Origin of the sequence: Williamsia muralis NBRC 105860, from assembly GCF_001598915.1 — a bacterium.
Lineage (GTDB): Bacteria > Actinomycetota > Actinomycetes > Mycobacteriales > Mycobacteriaceae > Williamsia > Williamsia muralis.
This window is the reverse complement of record NZ_BDAP01000009.1, coordinates 45,619-60,637: the sequence shown is the minus strand read 5'-3', so window position 1 is coordinate 60,637 and position 15,019 is coordinate 45,619. Positions and strand designations below refer to the sequence as shown.

Below are 15,019 nucleotides of genomic sequence, written 5' to 3'. Positions count from 1 at the left end.
GGTCAGCTGTTGTGCTGGATCTTCTCCACCGCGGAGTCCGTGGCCCGACGAAGGGCGGAGTGCTCGCCGATGAAATCGGCCACGGCGCCGATGACCGGTAGGGCACCCAGCATCCGCCAGGGTTGACGCGGCGACGGACGACGACCCAACTCACCGACGATGGCACGTGATGTGGCCAGCCTGTCCCACACCGAGGCGTGACCTTCGTCTGCGGACCGATTGCGCAGCAACGCACGCGAATCCAGTTTCCGGCGGCAGAGAACGTGGGCGAGCAGGTCGGTCTGCGCATGACGGTCGTCGATGCCGTATGCCCGTGCGACCGCGCACAGCACGACCGCCTGCTGCACGAATCCGGCGATCACCTGGATCGGCAACCGATTGGCGATCACGCCGAACACCCCGGGGTAGGCCACCAGGGCCGTGGTCACTGTTCCCATACGGCCGACCCACCAGTCGCGGCGCTGATCAGCGGTCCAGCTCTCCCATTTCGCCGTCCCCGGGAAGCCGGAAGCATCGGTGACCTTGACGAGTGAGTCGTCCAACACCGCAATCAATTTCGCGATCCCCTCGGCGGGCACCTCTGACGCCGAGATGGCCTGCTGTTCGGGTCCCCGAAACGTTCTGTGCTTGATCCCCAGGGGATCGAGGTGCTCCACCGCCCCGAGGGCGGGATCGATCAACCCGGTGGCCGTGTACAACAACCGGGCGACCTCGTGATCACTCAGGTGCTTCGCCGGTGGCAGCGGTAACTTCATGCGGCACTCGCTTTTCGGACGCCGGCGACGATTCGCTCCTGCGCTGGTCGGCCGATTGCTCCAGCCATGGACCGCATCTCTGCGGGTGTCCACGCGAGGCCATGATGCGACCCGGTTGATCGCGCGATGGTTTCCTCGATTGCCGTCCGCCCCAGATCGCTTGCGCCACTCTGCAGCATCAACTGCGCATCCGCCACCCCGAGACCGCGCAGACTGGTTCCGATCGTCGAAATCCGACCGTGCAACATCACACGCGACAGAGCGTGCACTGCCCGACTGTCGCGGATCGTCGGTTTCGTGGCGTCCACAGACGGGGCGGGGGCTCCGGCGTGTGAGAACGGAAGCGGCACGAAGTCGATGAATCCCTCGGTGCGGTCGAACATCTCGCGCACCAGGCCCAACTCACGTACCCAGTCTGAGGGTCCGTCCCCGTGGCCGTAGACCAGTGTCGCAGTGGAACGCAGCCCCAACTCATGGGCCACCGAGAGCGCGCTTGTCCCCATGCTGAGTCCTGCTGCGCCACCGATGTGGTCGAGGCCCGCGTCACGCAGTTCGGCCAGGAGCGTGTGGGCCACCGGCCCGCCCGCACGGACCGCGACGCCGATCGTCTCGGGGACCAGGAGGCTCACGTGCATGAACGGCACCCGCGACTTGATGGCGCGGATGTACTGACAGCACTCTGCGGCGGTGGCGTTGGAGTCGGTTCGAATGCAGACCTCATCCACCCCGGCGATCGATGCTTCCCAGGCCCGGTCGGCGACCTCCTCGGCCGACAGAGCCGAGTGGGTGGAGGTCGCGCAGTATCGGCAGCCGGGTTCGCACACGGACACGGTGTTGATGATGCGGCTGGACACGTAGGTGACGTCGTCGCCGACAGTCTGTCGACGTAGCGAATCAGCCAGCGCGACAAGAGCATTGAGCTCCTCGCCGTCGGCGTGCGCCAAGGTCAGGTAGTCGTCGGGACTGCAGCCGGCCGGGTCGGCGTGAGCACGGTCCAAAGCCGCGGCGAAGTCCGGCACACCCCGAGCCTGGGCTGGGCCCGCCTCACGAACCACACCCCAAGGCCGACCGCTCGGACGGATGTCGGCGGCCAGGCCGGTCGTCGGATCCGCCACCGCCTGCAAGTGGCCCGCGACAGCCGGATCAATCCACGGCGCGCCTTGCAGGACGTAACGCGGCTGCGCAGTGACGCGCTCGGTGAGGGTGTAGCCCGTGGCGGCGGTGATCTCGGCCAGGGATTCCAGATTGGGCCAGGGCCGTTCGGGATTGACGTGGTCGGGCGTCAACGGCGACACACCACCCCAATCGTCGACGCCCGCCGAGACCAGCGCCGCACACTCGGCAGGAGAGACCAGATTCGGCGGGGCCTGGATTCGCATCCGCGGCCCGAGCACGATGCGCGCCACCGCGACTGCCGCCAGGAACTCCTCGAACTCGGCGTCGGCGACCCCGCGCATCGCGGTGTCGGGCTTGGCCCGAAAGTTCTGGACGATGACTTCTTGGACGTTGCCGAAGATGTTGTGTATCTTGCCGATCTCGATCAAGGAGTCGGCACGCTCGGCGAAACTCTCCCCGATTCCGACGAGGATCCCCGTGGTGAACGGTATGGACATCCGGCCGGCGTCGACGAGTACCCGCTTGCGGATCTCCGGGTCCTTGTCCGGACTGCCGTAGTGACAGTTCCCCCGGTCCGTGAAGAGACGGCGTGCCGTGGTCTCGAGCATCATGCCCATCGATGGGGCGACCGGTTTGAGCCGCGACATCTCTGCGGCACTCATCACCCCGGGATTGAGGTGGGGCAGCAGGCCGGTCTCTTCCAGAACCCGGATGGCAGCGGCTCGGACATAGTCGAGGGTGGAGCTGTAGCCGCGTTCGTCGAGCCACTGCTGCGCTTCGGGCCACCGGTCTTCAGGCCGGTCCCCCAAGGTGAACAGTGCTTCTTTGCAACCCAATTCAGCGCCCTGCCGGGCGATCTCGACAACCTGGTCGAGTTCGAGGAACATCCCGTGGCCCGCGCGGCTGAGTTTGCCCGGCACCGTGACGAAGGTGCAGTAGTGGCAGCGATCGCGGCACAAGCGTGTGAGCGGGATGAAAACCTTGCGCGAGTAGGTGATCTGGCGGTCGCGGCCTTCTTCTGCGAGCCCGACGTCACGCAGGTCGGCGGCGATGCGACACAACTGCTGGAGCTCATGGCCTCGCACTGCAAGCAACGTCGTGGCCTGGTCCGGGCTGAGGGCGCCTTCGCGGGCCTGCTGCAACGCGTTTTGTACCGCTGCAGACACCTGCCCGTCCGTCTGCGCCTCTGAGGTCAGCTGGTCTGGGGTCACCATCAGATAATGCTCCCCGGCTGCCCGATCATTCCCTGGCCCCCGCGACCGGGGTGGCCTTGCCGGGGTCGGCGGCCGGCAACAACCCGGCGTACGACACGAATGCGGGAACTCCCACACCCAGCCCCAGCAGCGCGAATGCTCGCCAGTCCTGAGGCATCAGAGCATCACCCCCGGGGCCACTTGCGGTGGCCACGAAGAAGGCGAGACCGAACGCGATGAGAGCACCGAATCGGGCCGTGGTCTCGGCGAGCGTCGCGCAACACCACAGCAGGACACAGTTCGCAGCTGCCGCCACCACGGCGCTGATCGGAACCTGTACGGTGCCGATGGTCAGCTGGAGGAACGCCACCGAGGCGATGCCCACCAGGAATCCGTCCAGCCAGAGGAAAACCAGCAGAGCCCTGCGCATCACAGCCCCCCGAACAGGTCCGGCTCACGGCCCCCCGGCCCCGTAGGCCCCTGGACCCCGGACACCAAGATGTAGTGTTCCTCGGCGAAGATGGGCTGAATGATGTTGTTGGACAACGCGTACTCGGTACCCGACGCTGACACCGTGACCTGTGTCGCATGAGCGGCCAGTGCCCGGACCTTGTGGTCGTACACCTCTCGCACGTCGATGGCCGTCGTGACCTCGGCATCAGGATGACTGGGCAGCTCTCCCGCCAGCGGCATCCGCCAGCCCGAAGGGACCCGCGTCTGCGCAGAGGCCAGCCCGTCGGCAAGCGCCGATTCCTCGGTCACCGTCCAGTAGTGCTTGCTCACCGTCCACGGCCGGGTCTCCGACGCTGCCGCGAGCTCGATGGCCCGGGCGCAGATCGCATGCACCTGGATGTGGTCGGGATGCCCGTAACTTCCCACCGGGTCGTAACCGACGAGGACCTGCGGACGCGTCTGACAGATCAGCTCGGCCAAGACCTCGGCCGGTACGGTACCGGCGCCGATGAATGCCCGCGGGTGGTCGTTCGACGGCGCCCCGGCCATACCCGAGTCACGCCACCGGCCGGCGCCGCCCAGAAACACCGGTGCGAGGGATTCGGCCGCCGGAGCGCTCAGCTCCGCCAGGGCCCGGGTCAATTCGCTGATCCGGTAGCCCCCGAGCTGATCGGCACCGCCGTCTGCGGCCAGACCACTCCACTGCTCCCCGATCACCTCTCCCTCCTCACCCAGCGTGCAGGTGACGACGGTGACCTCGGCTCCGTCGGCCAGGTACTTCGCGATTGTGCCGCCGGTGGTGATGGTCTCGTCGTCGGGATGGGCGTGCACGAACAGCAAACGGTTCAAGGTGAGAGTTCTCTTTTCAATTTCCGGTCTGCTGCTGCCAGCCCGCGGACCCACCGAAGATACCCGTCTGAACCGGCCCGGTGACAGGTGCGCCGGTCACCAGCGGCGATACCGCCGTCGTGAGGACGTCCTGATAGACGGGCAGATACACAGATTGGTCGTCGAGGAGCCGCTGGGCGCCGCGGAGATCCTCGGTCGGGTCGTCGGCCGAGATGGCCCGCGCCGACAGGGCCTGCAGTGCCGGGTCGCATAGACCGGACACGTTGCTGGTGTACCGCGGTTCGGTGCGCTCCTCGGGTGCCTGCGACGAGCTCGACGCCGACTCGGTGGGGCCGGGCGATGGTGTCGCCGACGGGCTGGGACCGGGTTCACCCGAGGCCGATGTCTCCGTGGTCGCCTCGGTACTGAGGCATTCGGTGTTCGATGCCAGTGCGGTGGCGGGCGACTCGCCCGCGCGGCTCCAGCCCACGACTATGTCGACCTGACGGCCGGTCAGAGCCGAGCTGTAGAGGTCGGCGGTGGACAGGCTGACGGTCTCGGCGCGGATTCCCGAGCGGCCCAGCTGGTCCACGATGTTCGCGGCCGCGGCGCCGGTCCGTGGATCGCCGCTGACCGAGGCAACCCGCACAATGAGGGGGTCACCGTCCCGCTCCACCTGCTGGACGCCCACGGGCAGGCGGGGCAGATCGCCGGCTGGGGTCTGCGGGGTGGATGTGCCCGACTCGTCAGACGAACCAGGTGCAGTGGTGGTGGTCTCCGTTGTCGTCGAGACCGGCGCATCCGACGGGATCGATTCGTCCGACGGGGTCGGTGGCGGTTCGGCCAGTCCCCGGCGATATCCGGCGGCCGATATCCACCCATCGATCTGTTGAGGTGTGGCAACCGTGCGCGGAACCGGGTAATAACCCGGGTCCGACGGTGCGTACACCGAGTTCATGGCCGGCAGCACCTCGGTGTCGTCCGCTCCGGCGTAGGTGACGAGCTGGGTGTCGATGGAACCGAGCACCGCCCGCCGCAGATCCAGATCGGCCATCGAGTCGGTCCGGGTGTTCACCGTGATCCCGAGCGTGCGGGACTGGGCCACTTTCCCGGTCTGGACACCCCCGATGCTGCCGAGGTTGGCGCCCAGGGCCGGCCCGCCGCTGATCGCGGCGACGCGCGTGTCGCCTGAGCGAATCGAGTCCGCCACCTGGCTGATGGTGCCGGCGCGCCGGAGGGTCAGCCGGTCGACGATTGCCGGCTTGAGCCAGAACCGATCGTTGCGGATCATCCGCACCTCGTCGCGGCTGTGGTCGATGCCGCTGATCGTGAAGGGGCCACCGGACGCAGGGAAGCCGCTGTCCATGCCCGACTGGAAGCCGCCGGGAGCGCCCTTGAGCACATGCGACGGAAGGAGGTCGTTGAACAGCTCCCGCCATGCCGGGTACGGCGCCGCGAAGGTCGCGGTGACCTCTTTGCCACCACCGCCACTGCGGACATCGGTGATCAGCCGGTATCCGGCGGGCGCGGTGACGTTGGGTTGACGTGACATCTGCTGCCAGAGGTAGATGAAGTCCTCTGCGGTGATCGGCAGCCCGTCGGACCACTGCGCGTCCTCGTGGATGCGATAGGTGATCGTGAACGGCGCGGTGCCGGTCACCTCCGCGCTGGTGAGCAGAGCCGGGTCCATCACCCATCCCACCCGCGGGCCGTCGGCGACCGGCCGGAATGAACTGGGCAACGTCATCGCCGCGACCGCCGTGGTCACCGCCGACTGGTCCGCGGCCAGGTGTGGGTTGAAGCCGATACCGATCGAATCGGTGGCGACGTACAGCACCTGACCCGACGGCTCGGTGGGCTCGGGCGGAACCGAATTGGTCTGCTGCACAGGGGGCGGCGGGTCGGCGACGCACGCCGTGACGAGCATGAGACACGCCGCGACGAGCCCCAAGCACCTCAGCGCGCTGAGCGCCTTGGTATCCAACCGCGATTGTCCGGCAGCGTCGCCCGTCATCAACTCCCCGTCGTCGATCCTTCGCCCGATGTCAGCTCACACAGCGAGTCAGCTGACGCTCTGGTTGCGGGCCTTGGTCTTCGACCGCTCACGTGCGCGGGTGTTCGAGTCGAGGTTGACCTTGCGCACCCGGACGACCTCCGGGGTGACCTCGACGCACTCGTCGTCGGTACAGAACTCCATCGCGGCCTCGAGCTCGAGCTTGATGGGCTTGGCCAGGGTCTCCATCACGTCGGCGGAGGACTGACGCATGTTGGTCAGCTTCTTCTCCTTGGTGACGTTGATGTCGAGGTCCTCCATGCGCGGGTTGATACCCACGACCATGCCCTCGTACGTGTCGGCACCCGGCTCGACGAAGAACGTTCCGCGATCGGCGAGCTGGATCATCGCGAACGGCGTCACCGTTCCCGCGCGGTCGGAGACCAGCGAGCCGGTGTGGCGGGCGCGGATCTCGCCGGCCCACGGCGCGTAGCCGTCGAACACCGCGTTGGCGATACCGGTGCCGCGGGTCTCGGTCAGGAAGTCGGTCCGGAAACCGATCAGTCCGCGGGAGGGCACGATGAACTCCATCCGAACCCAGCCACTGCCGTGGTTGGTCATGTCGCCCATGCGACCCTTGCGGGCCGCCAGCAGCTGAGTGACCGCACCGAGGTACTCCTCGGGGACGTCGATGGTCAGGTGCTCGAACGGCTCGTGGAGCTTGCCGTCGACCTGCTTGGTGACCACCTGCGGCTTGCCGACGGTCAGCTCGAAGCCCTCGCGGCGCATCTGCTCGACGAGGATGGCCAGCGCGAGCTCGCCACGACCCTGGACCTCCCAGGCATCGGGACGGCCGATGTCGAGGACGCGCAGCGAGACGTTACCGATCAGTTCGCTGTCGAGGCGGTCTTTGACCATGCGAGAGGTGAGTTTGTGGCCCTTGACCCGACCGACGAGCGGCGAGGTGTTGGTGCCGATGGTCACCGAGATCGCCGGCTCGTCGACCGTGATCCGTGGCAGCGCGATCGGGTGATCGATGTCGGCGAGGGTGTCGCCGATCATGATGTCCGGCATGCCGGCGACGGCCACGATGTCGCCGGCGACGGCGACCTCGCCGGGCGTCCGCTCGACACCGACGGTGATCAGGAGCTCGGTGATCTTGGCGCGTTCGGTGACGGGCTCGCCGTTGACCTCACGCAGCCAAGCGACGGTCTGGCCCTTCTTCAAGGTGCCGGCGTAGAGACGGACCAGCGCGAGGCGACCGAGGAAGGCCGACGCGTCGAGGTTGGTGACGTGGGCCTGCAGAGGCGCGTCGAGATCGCCCTTGGGGGCCGGCACGTACGAGAGCAGAACGTCGAAGAGGGCGTCGAGGTTTTCGCCTTCGGGGACGTTGCCGTTCTCGGGCGCCTTCGTGCTGGCGATACCGGCGCGGCCCGAGGCGTAGAGGACGGGCAGATCGAGGGCCAGTTCGGCGGCCTCGGCAGCTTCGTCATCGACGTCCGAAGCGAGGTCGAGCAACAGATCGTGGCTTTCCTCGACGACCTCGGCGATGCGGGCATCGGGTCGGTCGGTCTTGTTGACCAACAGGATCACGGGCAGCGAGGCGGCAAGGGCCTTGCGCAGCACGAAGCGGGTCTGCGGCAGCGGACCCTCGGACGCGTCGACCAGGAGCACAACACCGTCGACCATGGACAGGCCGCGCTCGACCTCACCACCGAAGTCGGCGTGGCCGGGGGTGTCGATGACGTTGATGACCACTTCGGTGCCGTCGGGCTGACGACGGTGCACCGCGGTGTTCTTGGCGAGGATCGTGATGCCCTTTTCCCGCTCGAGGTCGCCGGAATCCATCACACGATCGACGAGTTCGGCGCGTTCCTCGAAAACGCCCGATTGCCGCAGCATCGCATCAACCAGGGTGGTTTTCCCGTGGTCGACGTGCGCAACGATCGCGACGTTGCGGAAATTGGGGGCAGCAGTCACTGAAGTTCTCCGGACGTGAAGTGGGCATGTCAAAAAGGTCGAGCGAGGTGCTCAGACCAATACAGGGTATCCGGTACCCCGGTGAGAGCGCCGTCACAGGACACATCGACCCTAGAATTAAGGTGCTGCTAACCTAACTTTTCCGGGTACGCACCGACGCGAAGAGGTCAGCAGTGGGCAAGAAGAAGGCGGCAGATGTCTGCAGCATGAAGGCGAAAAAGAAGTGCTGCCGATCGTCCACCCGGTGCCTTCGCTGCCCCGTGGTGATCCACAAGATGCAGAAGTTCGCTGATCAGGGCATGTCCAACAAGGAACTCACCAAAGCCCTCAAGAAGGTCCGTTCCCGCGCTGCCTGACGGCCAGCAGTTCGATCAGGTCATCTAGCCAGGCAGCGTCCGCAGGCACGAGTTCACCCCGCGCCGCCATCGACTCGAGTTCCGGAGTCTCGACCCACCGCACGGCCGAGTGTTCCGCCGGGCGGGGCGACCCCTTGATCAGATCAGCGGCCAGCGCGACCAGGACGAGGTCGGCGCGCAACGGTACGGGGTCCCCTAGTTGCCGACCGACTCGTACCTCGATGCCGAGTTCCTCGCCGAGTTCGCGGCGCAGGGCTTGTTCACGGGTCTCCCCCGCCTCGACCTTTCCGCCAGGCAGTTCCCACAACCCGGCGACCTCCGTGGGATAGGTCCGTTGCGCGAGCAGCAGCCGACCATCCCCGATCACTGCCCCGGCGACGACTTCACGCATCGGCGTCCTCCGTGCTGTGTTCGGTGATGACCGCAAGCCGGTGTGCGTCGAGCGCAATCGCCATCCGATCACCCAACGACACCGCAGCGCTGCTCACGGCATCGACATCGATTCCCGCCACCGACAGCCGCACTCGTGTCCCCTCCGGCAGCGACGCCACATGCCGCACCGTTCCCACGGGCGCCGACTGCCCGGCATCGGCAAGCGGTACGGCCGTGACGGCATCCGGCCGTAGCCCTATTCGCACTCGCCCATCGGGAACATCCAGTGCGACCGCACCGAGGTCGCTGTCCAACACACCCGCACGAACGGTCCCTTGGCAGATGGTCGTGCACCCGATGAACCGAGCGACCCGCTCGTTTCGCGGTGCGCGCCACAACGACGCCGGGTCGTCGTGCTGGATGATCCGGCCCCGGTCCATGACGGCGATGTGGTCGGCCATCAACGCCGCCTCGGTGTGGTCGTGGGTCACCACGATGGTGGGAGTGCCTGTGGCGTCGATGATCTCGGCGATCTCGACGGCGAGTCGTTCACGAAGTTGCCGATCGAGGGCCGAAAGTGGTTCGTCGAGCAACAACAGGCGAGGACGAGGGGCAAGAGCGCGGGCCAGGGCCACCCGCTGCTGCTGCCCACCCGACAACTCGGCGACCTGCCGGTTCCCGTAGCCGGAGAGATCAACCAGGTCGAGCATCTCGGCCACCCGGGCGGCGGTGGCATCTCTACGCCAGCGTCGGGCACGCAATCCGTATCCGATGTTGTCTGCGACGCTGCGTCCGGGCAGCAACTGTCCGTCCTGGAACACCACCCCGAAGTCGCGCCGATGGGTCGCGATCGGCGCCAGATCCGCTCCGTCGAACGTGATCGTGCCGCCGGTCAGTGGTTCCAGGCCGGCGATGGCACGGATGAGGGTGGATTTGCCACATCCCGACGGACCCAGCAGTGCCGTGATGGCCGATCCCTCGGTGCCGATCGACAAGCTGAGGTCGTCGAGGACGGTTTCGGACCGATAACCGACTGTCACAGAGGACAATTGGAGCATCTCAGAACTCGCCTCCCCGTTCTTCGCGACGGACGACCTCGATCAGGGTGACCACCACGGCAGTCACCACCAGCATCATCACCGAGCACGCCATCGCGGTCGCGAAGTTGCCCGACCCGGGCCTGGCAAGGGACGAACCGATCAGTACCGGCACCGTCGTGGTGTCGGGACGAGCGACAAAACTGGTCGCCCCGAACTCCCCGAGCGCGATGACAAAAGCGAAACCCGCTGCAGCGCACAGTGCTCGCCTGATGACCGGGAAGTCGACGGTCCACCACACCCGCCACGGACCGGCTCCCAGGGTGGCCGTCGCCTGACGCAGCCGCTGGTCGATCAGACCCATTGCCGGCACGAGGATCCGAATGACCAGTGGACATGCGATCAGGGCCTGCACCGCGGGCACGATGGCCGGCGAGGTGCTCACCTCCCGCGGCATCGTCGTCAGGACAACGAGGTACCCGAGGCCGACGGTCACCGCGCTGACCCCCAGCGGGAGCATGGTGATCACCGTGGCAACACTGCCCGACCACCCCGTCGCCCGGGAGATGGCAACGGCGCCGGCAAGACCGAGGACCATCGCGATGACCGTCGCCCACGTCGCACTGACCAGCGAATACCGCATGGTGTCCAGTGGTGTCTGACCGTTCACCGACTCCGACAGCGCCCGGTAACCGTCCAGATTCCAGCTCCCACCCACGGTGGGTCGCACCGAGCGCAGCACCAGGATTGCCGGTGGGGCCAGCAGGATCACCCCGGACACCCCGAGGATCGAGCCGATCACCGGCCATTCACGGCCGCGTGGTCGCCTGCGATATCGCGGAGCAGCTGTCGCGCGGGCCCGGCGCCCGAGGATCGCGCTGATCGCGACCACCACCGCGACCACGACGATCTGGACCATCGAGAGCGCAACCGCAGCAGGTAGCTGGAAGAAGCCGATTGCCTGCCGGTAGATCTCGGTCTCCAGCGTGTTGAATCTGCCGCCACCGAGTATCAGGATGACCCCGAAGCTGGTCGCGCAGAACAGGAACACCACTGATGCCGCAGAGGCGATGGCCGGGGCCAACGCGGGCAAGGTGATCGTGCGGAACACGCGAACGGGTCCGGCTCCGAGAGTCCGGGCGGCCTGCTCGGAGCGAGGATCTATTCCGGACCACACCGACCCGACCGTGCGCACCACCACTGCGACATTGAAGAACATGTGCGCCAAAAGGATTGCCCAGACCGATGCGGCGAGATCAAGTCCGGCGAGCGGACCGCGATCACCCAGCAGAGCTGAGAACGCAACGCCGACAACAACAGTGGGCAGGACAAAAGGGATGGTGACGAGCACCCTCAGCAGCAGCGCACCCCGGAGTTCATAGGTGGACAGCACCCACGCGAGCGGAAGGCCGATCAGCAGGGTGAGGGCAGTGGACGCGGCCGCCTGCGCGACGGTGAACCACAGCAGGTGTGCGGCGTTGGCGCCATCGAGAAGCTGCCACAGGTTCGACGCGGAGCGGCCGGCGAACGCCCGCTCCGCCAAGGCCACGAGTGGCCAGCCGAACATCACCGCCACGAACACCAGCGGGGCCGCGCCCAGAGCCGTCACCGCCACTCGGCCGGACATGGCCGAATGTGCCGGCCGAGCCGTCGGCACCTCGATCAGCGGCCCATCACGGTGCGCCACTCCTGTTGCCACGCTTCGCGGTTCGTCGCGATCTCGTCGGCGGGCATGGTTGCGGCGGACTCGGGCTCGGGAGCGTGCTGAGCCCAGTCGGCGGGCAGAGGTGTTCCTTCACGGACCGGGTAGACGTACATCGACTCGGGAAGCGCCGCCTGAACGGGCTCACTGATCAAGTAGTCGATGACTTTCTTGGCGCCGTCTTCGTTCGACGCGCCGCGCAGCACGCCGGCGTACTCGATCTGCTCGAAGCAGGTGTCGAGCAAGGCGGTGGTGGTGGGGAGAAACGCGGGCGACGATGCGTAGGAGACGACGATCGGCTTGGAGCCCTTGCCCTCACCCGCGGTGAACTCCTGGTTGTAGGCCTCGGTCCATCCGGGCGCGATGGCCACCTCGTTGTCGCGCAGTCGCTGCCAGTAGCCCCGCCATCCGCCGTTCACCCCATCCGGGTAGGCGGCGATGGTCGCGAGCAGGAACGCCATTCCGGGTGATGACGTAGCGGGATCCATGGCGACGGTCAGCCCGCGGTACCGCGGATCGGTGAGGTCGGCCAGGTTCCGGGGTGCGGGCAGGTTGCGGTCGGCGAACCAGGTGTTGTCCACGTTCACGCAGACGTCTCCCCGGTCGACGGCGGTGAGCAGGTTGGGGGGCGGCAACGCGTCGTCGGCGGGTCCGAGCGCGTTGTCGGGGCTGGTGTACTCCGCCAGGGCACCGGCGTCGATGACCCGGGACGCGAAGGTGTTGTCGATGCCGTACACGGCGTCGCCGCGAGGCGATCCGGCCGTGAGGGCGACCGAGGACGACAGCTGACCCGCATCGGCTTCCTTGACCACCTTCAGGGTCAGTCCGGTCTGGTCCTCGAAGGTGGCCAGGAGTTCGTCCGGCAGCACAAACGAGTCGTGGGTGAGCAACACCACCTCGTCGCTGGTGTCCGAGTCGCCACAGGCGCTCAAGGCGGTCGTGGCGACCGCGGCAGCGATCAGCGCTGCTACGAGTTGATGTCGTCGACGCATCGAGCCTCCAGAGGTGCGGTGGTGCTGGTCATCAATGATCTAACCAGGCACTCGACGGAACCCTCTCGCCCAGTGCGCGAGGTCGTGGCCCGAATGACACATAACAATTGTGTCTCCAGCCCCATGAGTCACTCCAGTAACACGCTATGGTCCCCTGGCGACAGAAATCGATTCTCGCGGCGCGTCCCCCTGTTGGCGGGATGGTCACGGAACGGTTACCGTCAGCACGGCGATTTACACACCAGCCGTCAGATCGCGGGCAATCAACGCAAGATGGGACACCACACAGTGCTATTCAGTGAGCCGACAGGTCGCAGCAGCAAGCGTTCACGCAAGCCGTTGCCCAACCTTTCCGCCCGCCGGGTCGTCACGGCCGTCGCGGTTGCCGCCAGCGCTGCGCTCGCACTGCCGGCCACGGCCTCCGCCGCACCGGCCCCGGCGCCGACACCCAAGGTCAGCGAGGCCACACTGCAGTCGCTGGGCGCATTCGTCCCGGCGATCATCGGTTCGGCCGCGACCCCGGGCCCCGACGGCAAGGTCAATGCCGATCTGATGGCGAACGCCAAGACCCTGGCAGCCGACTCCGGACTGCCGCCAGACCTCGCGAAGATCTGGGATCGTGTCATCAGCTTCCTCGAGGGCACCGGCGGTGGCGGTCCCGCCATTCCCACCGGCCCCGGCGCACCCGTGATCCAGCAATTCCTCTACCCGACCCTGGGTAACGGGTGCATTCCCGGAGGCAACTCCGTGGGCACCGCGCTCGCGACCGCAGGACCGCAGCAGGCACCCGCTCCCGGCCCCGCCCGCGGCGAAGCCGGCTTCGTCTACACCAGCCTCGGCACCGGGCCCGCAGTGAACAACAAAGAAGCCCCGCTGACCGTGGCCTGGGTCAACATCGACACCGGCAAGACCGGCCAGCAGAGCCTGCAGCGCAACGAGAAGATCAACGTCGCCGAGGGTCCCGGAACTTTCACCACGATCGCGAAAACCGGTAAGGGCCGGGTCATCTCGGCCATCTACGGCAACGTCACCACAAAGACCGAGGGCAAGGTGGTCAGCTGCACCATCATCCCGACCGTCGGCTTGATGAACATCTAGCCCTCCCCCGCACAGCAACAGGCGCCGACCATCTGGTCGGCGCCTGTTTCTTTTCTCATTGCGAACAGTCCCGCCGAGATCCGTTGACCCGCAGGGAAACCGGAACGGTAGCAGTTGCATCACAGGTCGGCGTCGCAGCTTGCCTTCTCCTTGAATCACATGGTTGTGTGTAACAAGCGCACCATTGGCCACATCTGTCACACGGGTAACAGGTGGCCCATCATCATTCTCTTCAAGGGGGAACCATGCCCAGCTCACCAATGCTTCGCCGAGGCGTCGCCGCACTAGCGATCGCAGCGTCCGGAGCGCTGCTGATGCCTGCCCTGGCTTCGGCCGAGCCTGCGGCACCGATCAACACGACCCTCACCGCTCCGAAGCACACCCCCAGCGACGCCGAACTCACCTCGGCGATCGGAACGCTGAAGAAGACCTCGGGAGATCCGACCGCCCTGGCCGCGGCGAAAGCACTCCTGGGCGGAACAGGTCAGGTGCCGACCGAGGTCGCCGGCACAGCGGCCACGCCGGCAGCTGACTCCTCGGACATGTTCGGCCTTCTCGCCGAAGCGAACGAGAGCCTGCGCAAGCTCGGCATCCAGAGCTTCATCAACCCGTCGGCGGCCTTCAACTGCACAGCCCCGACCGAATCCAATCCGCTCGGATTGGTCCCCGCAGTAGGTGGAGCGATTCCGGGCCCCTACTTCCTGCCCGGGCTGAAGCTTCCCGAAGGACTCGACGCCAACCTGATCAAAGACGGTGAGACGCTCTTCGGCTTCTTCCCGGCCGGCATCACTGCCGACGGCGCAGCCACGGGCATGCAGGTCGCCTGGTTCAACGTGAACACCCTCAAGGGCGGTTTCGCGGACATGGCGCCGGTGGGCACGACGATCGTCGACCTGCTGATGAAGAACGTCCCCGCCTCCTTCCCGGCCGCAATCCGCACCGCGATCGCCGAGCGCATCTCGGCCGTGGTGAACAACGTCAGCGTCAAGGGTGCCCGTCTGGCACCGGTGGAGACGGGCAACGGCACAGTGTTGTCCGCAGTCTTCGGCACCGTCCAGAACGGAAACCGCAGCTGCTTCTTCTTCCCGATGATCGGGATCACCCAGGCGTAGCTCGGTATCAGCGTTTTCTTGTAGGAGAAGTC

13 protein-coding genes are annotated in these 15,019 nt (G+C 66.7%); 3 read left to right on the top strand and 10 right to left on the bottom strand.

The window, feature by feature from the left end:
- Window positions 1-2: 2 nt before the first annotated feature.
- The 6 genes from WIMU1_RS23705 to typA are packed head-to-tail and all read right to left on the bottom strand — an operon-like array spanning window position 3 to window position 8,318.
- A complete protein-coding gene (locus WIMU1_RS23705) occupies window positions 3-755 on the bottom strand; it encodes a hypothetical protein (RefSeq protein WP_062800805.1) in 753 nt (250 codons plus the stop codon).
- Window positions 752-3,085 (bottom strand): 7,8-didemethyl-8-hydroxy-5-deazariboflavin synthase CofG, encoded by a 2,334-nt coding sequence (gene cofG / locus WIMU1_RS23700; RefSeq protein WP_062800803.1) that lies wholly within the window; start codon window positions 3,083-3,085, stop codon window positions 752-754. Before cofG ends, WIMU1_RS23705 begins: the two co-directional genes overlap by 4 nt.
- Window positions 3,086-3,110: 25 nt before the next feature.
- Window positions 3,111-3,494: a hypothetical protein gene (locus WIMU1_RS23695; RefSeq protein WP_062800801.1), complete on the bottom strand. Its 384-nt coding sequence runs from the start codon at window positions 3,492-3,494 to the stop codon at window positions 3,111-3,113.
- Window positions 3,494-4,366: an N-acetyl-1-D-myo-inositol-2-amino-2-deoxy-alpha-D-glucopyranoside deacetylase gene (gene mshB, locus WIMU1_RS23690; RefSeq protein WP_030164121.1), complete on the bottom strand. Its 873-nt coding sequence runs from the start codon at window positions 4,364-4,366 to the stop codon at window positions 3,494-3,496. Before mshB ends, WIMU1_RS23695 begins: the two co-directional genes overlap by 1 nt.
- 16 nt (window positions 4,367-4,382) lie before the next feature.
- The gene (locus WIMU1_RS23685) at window positions 4,383-6,359 is read right to left on the bottom strand and encodes an ABC transporter family substrate-binding protein (protein WP_062800799.1); all 1,977 of its coding nucleotides are present in this window, start codon (window positions 6,357-6,359) and stop codon (window positions 4,383-4,385) included.
- Between the two features lie 48 nt (window positions 6,360-6,407).
- A complete protein-coding gene (gene typA / locus WIMU1_RS23680; protein WP_023963277.1) occupies window positions 6,408-8,318 on the bottom strand; it encodes a translational GTPase TypA in 1,911 nt (636 codons plus the stop codon).
- 173 nt (window positions 8,319-8,491) lie between these two features.
- Here typA and WIMU1_RS23675 point away from each other — a divergent pair, with 173 nt between their 5' ends.
- Window positions 8,492-8,674, top strand: a complete 183-nt coding sequence (locus tag WIMU1_RS23675; protein ID WP_033335720.1) for a hypothetical protein — start codon at window positions 8,492-8,494, stop codon at window positions 8,672-8,674.
- On the opposite strand, the gene WIMU1_RS23670 is transcribed toward WIMU1_RS23675, so the two are convergent.
- Genes WIMU1_RS23670 through WIMU1_RS23655 form a run of 4 tightly spaced genes read right to left on the bottom strand, consistent with a single transcriptional unit; the run spans window position 8,646 to window position 12,777 of the window.
- Window positions 8,646-9,065: a (deoxy)nucleoside triphosphate pyrophosphohydrolase gene (locus WIMU1_RS23670; RefSeq protein ID WP_062800797.1), complete on the bottom strand. Its 420-nt coding sequence runs from the start codon at window positions 9,063-9,065 to the stop codon at window positions 8,646-8,648. The two genes, WIMU1_RS23675 and WIMU1_RS23670, sit on opposite strands and share 29 nt — an antisense overlap.
- A complete protein-coding gene (locus WIMU1_RS23665; RefSeq protein WP_062800796.1) occupies window positions 9,058-10,104 on the bottom strand; it encodes an ABC transporter ATP-binding protein in 1,047 nt (348 codons plus the stop codon). The genes WIMU1_RS23670 and WIMU1_RS23665 overlap by 8 nt, the downstream gene beginning before the upstream one ends.
- A 1-nt stretch (window position 10,105) precedes the next feature.
- On the bottom strand, window positions 10,106-11,710 hold the full coding sequence (locus WIMU1_RS23660) for an ABC transporter permease (protein ID WP_062800794.1): 1,605 nt from the start codon (window positions 11,708-11,710) through the stop codon (window positions 10,106-10,108).
- 35 nt (window positions 11,711-11,745) lie between these two features.
- Window positions 11,746-12,777, bottom strand: coding sequence for a thiamine ABC transporter substrate-binding protein (locus tag WIMU1_RS23655; protein ID WP_062800792.1), 1,032 nt, complete (start codon window positions 12,775-12,777; stop codon window positions 11,746-11,748).
- A 288-nt stretch (window positions 12,778-13,065) separates the two neighbouring features.
- On the opposite strand from WIMU1_RS23655, the gene WIMU1_RS23650 reads away from it, so the two are divergent.
- Both WIMU1_RS23650 and WIMU1_RS23645 read left to right on the top strand, forming a co-directional pair.
- Window positions 13,066-13,875 (top strand): Rv1157c family protein, encoded by an 810-nt coding sequence (locus WIMU1_RS23650; RefSeq protein ID WP_030164144.1) that lies wholly within the window; start codon window positions 13,066-13,068, stop codon window positions 13,873-13,875.
- A gap of 245 nt (window positions 13,876-14,120) precedes the next feature.
- Window positions 14,121-14,987 (top strand): hypothetical protein, encoded by an 867-nt coding sequence (locus WIMU1_RS23645; RefSeq protein WP_084248523.1) that lies wholly within the window; start codon window positions 14,121-14,123, stop codon window positions 14,985-14,987.
- Window positions 14,988-15,019 lie beyond the last annotated feature (32 nt).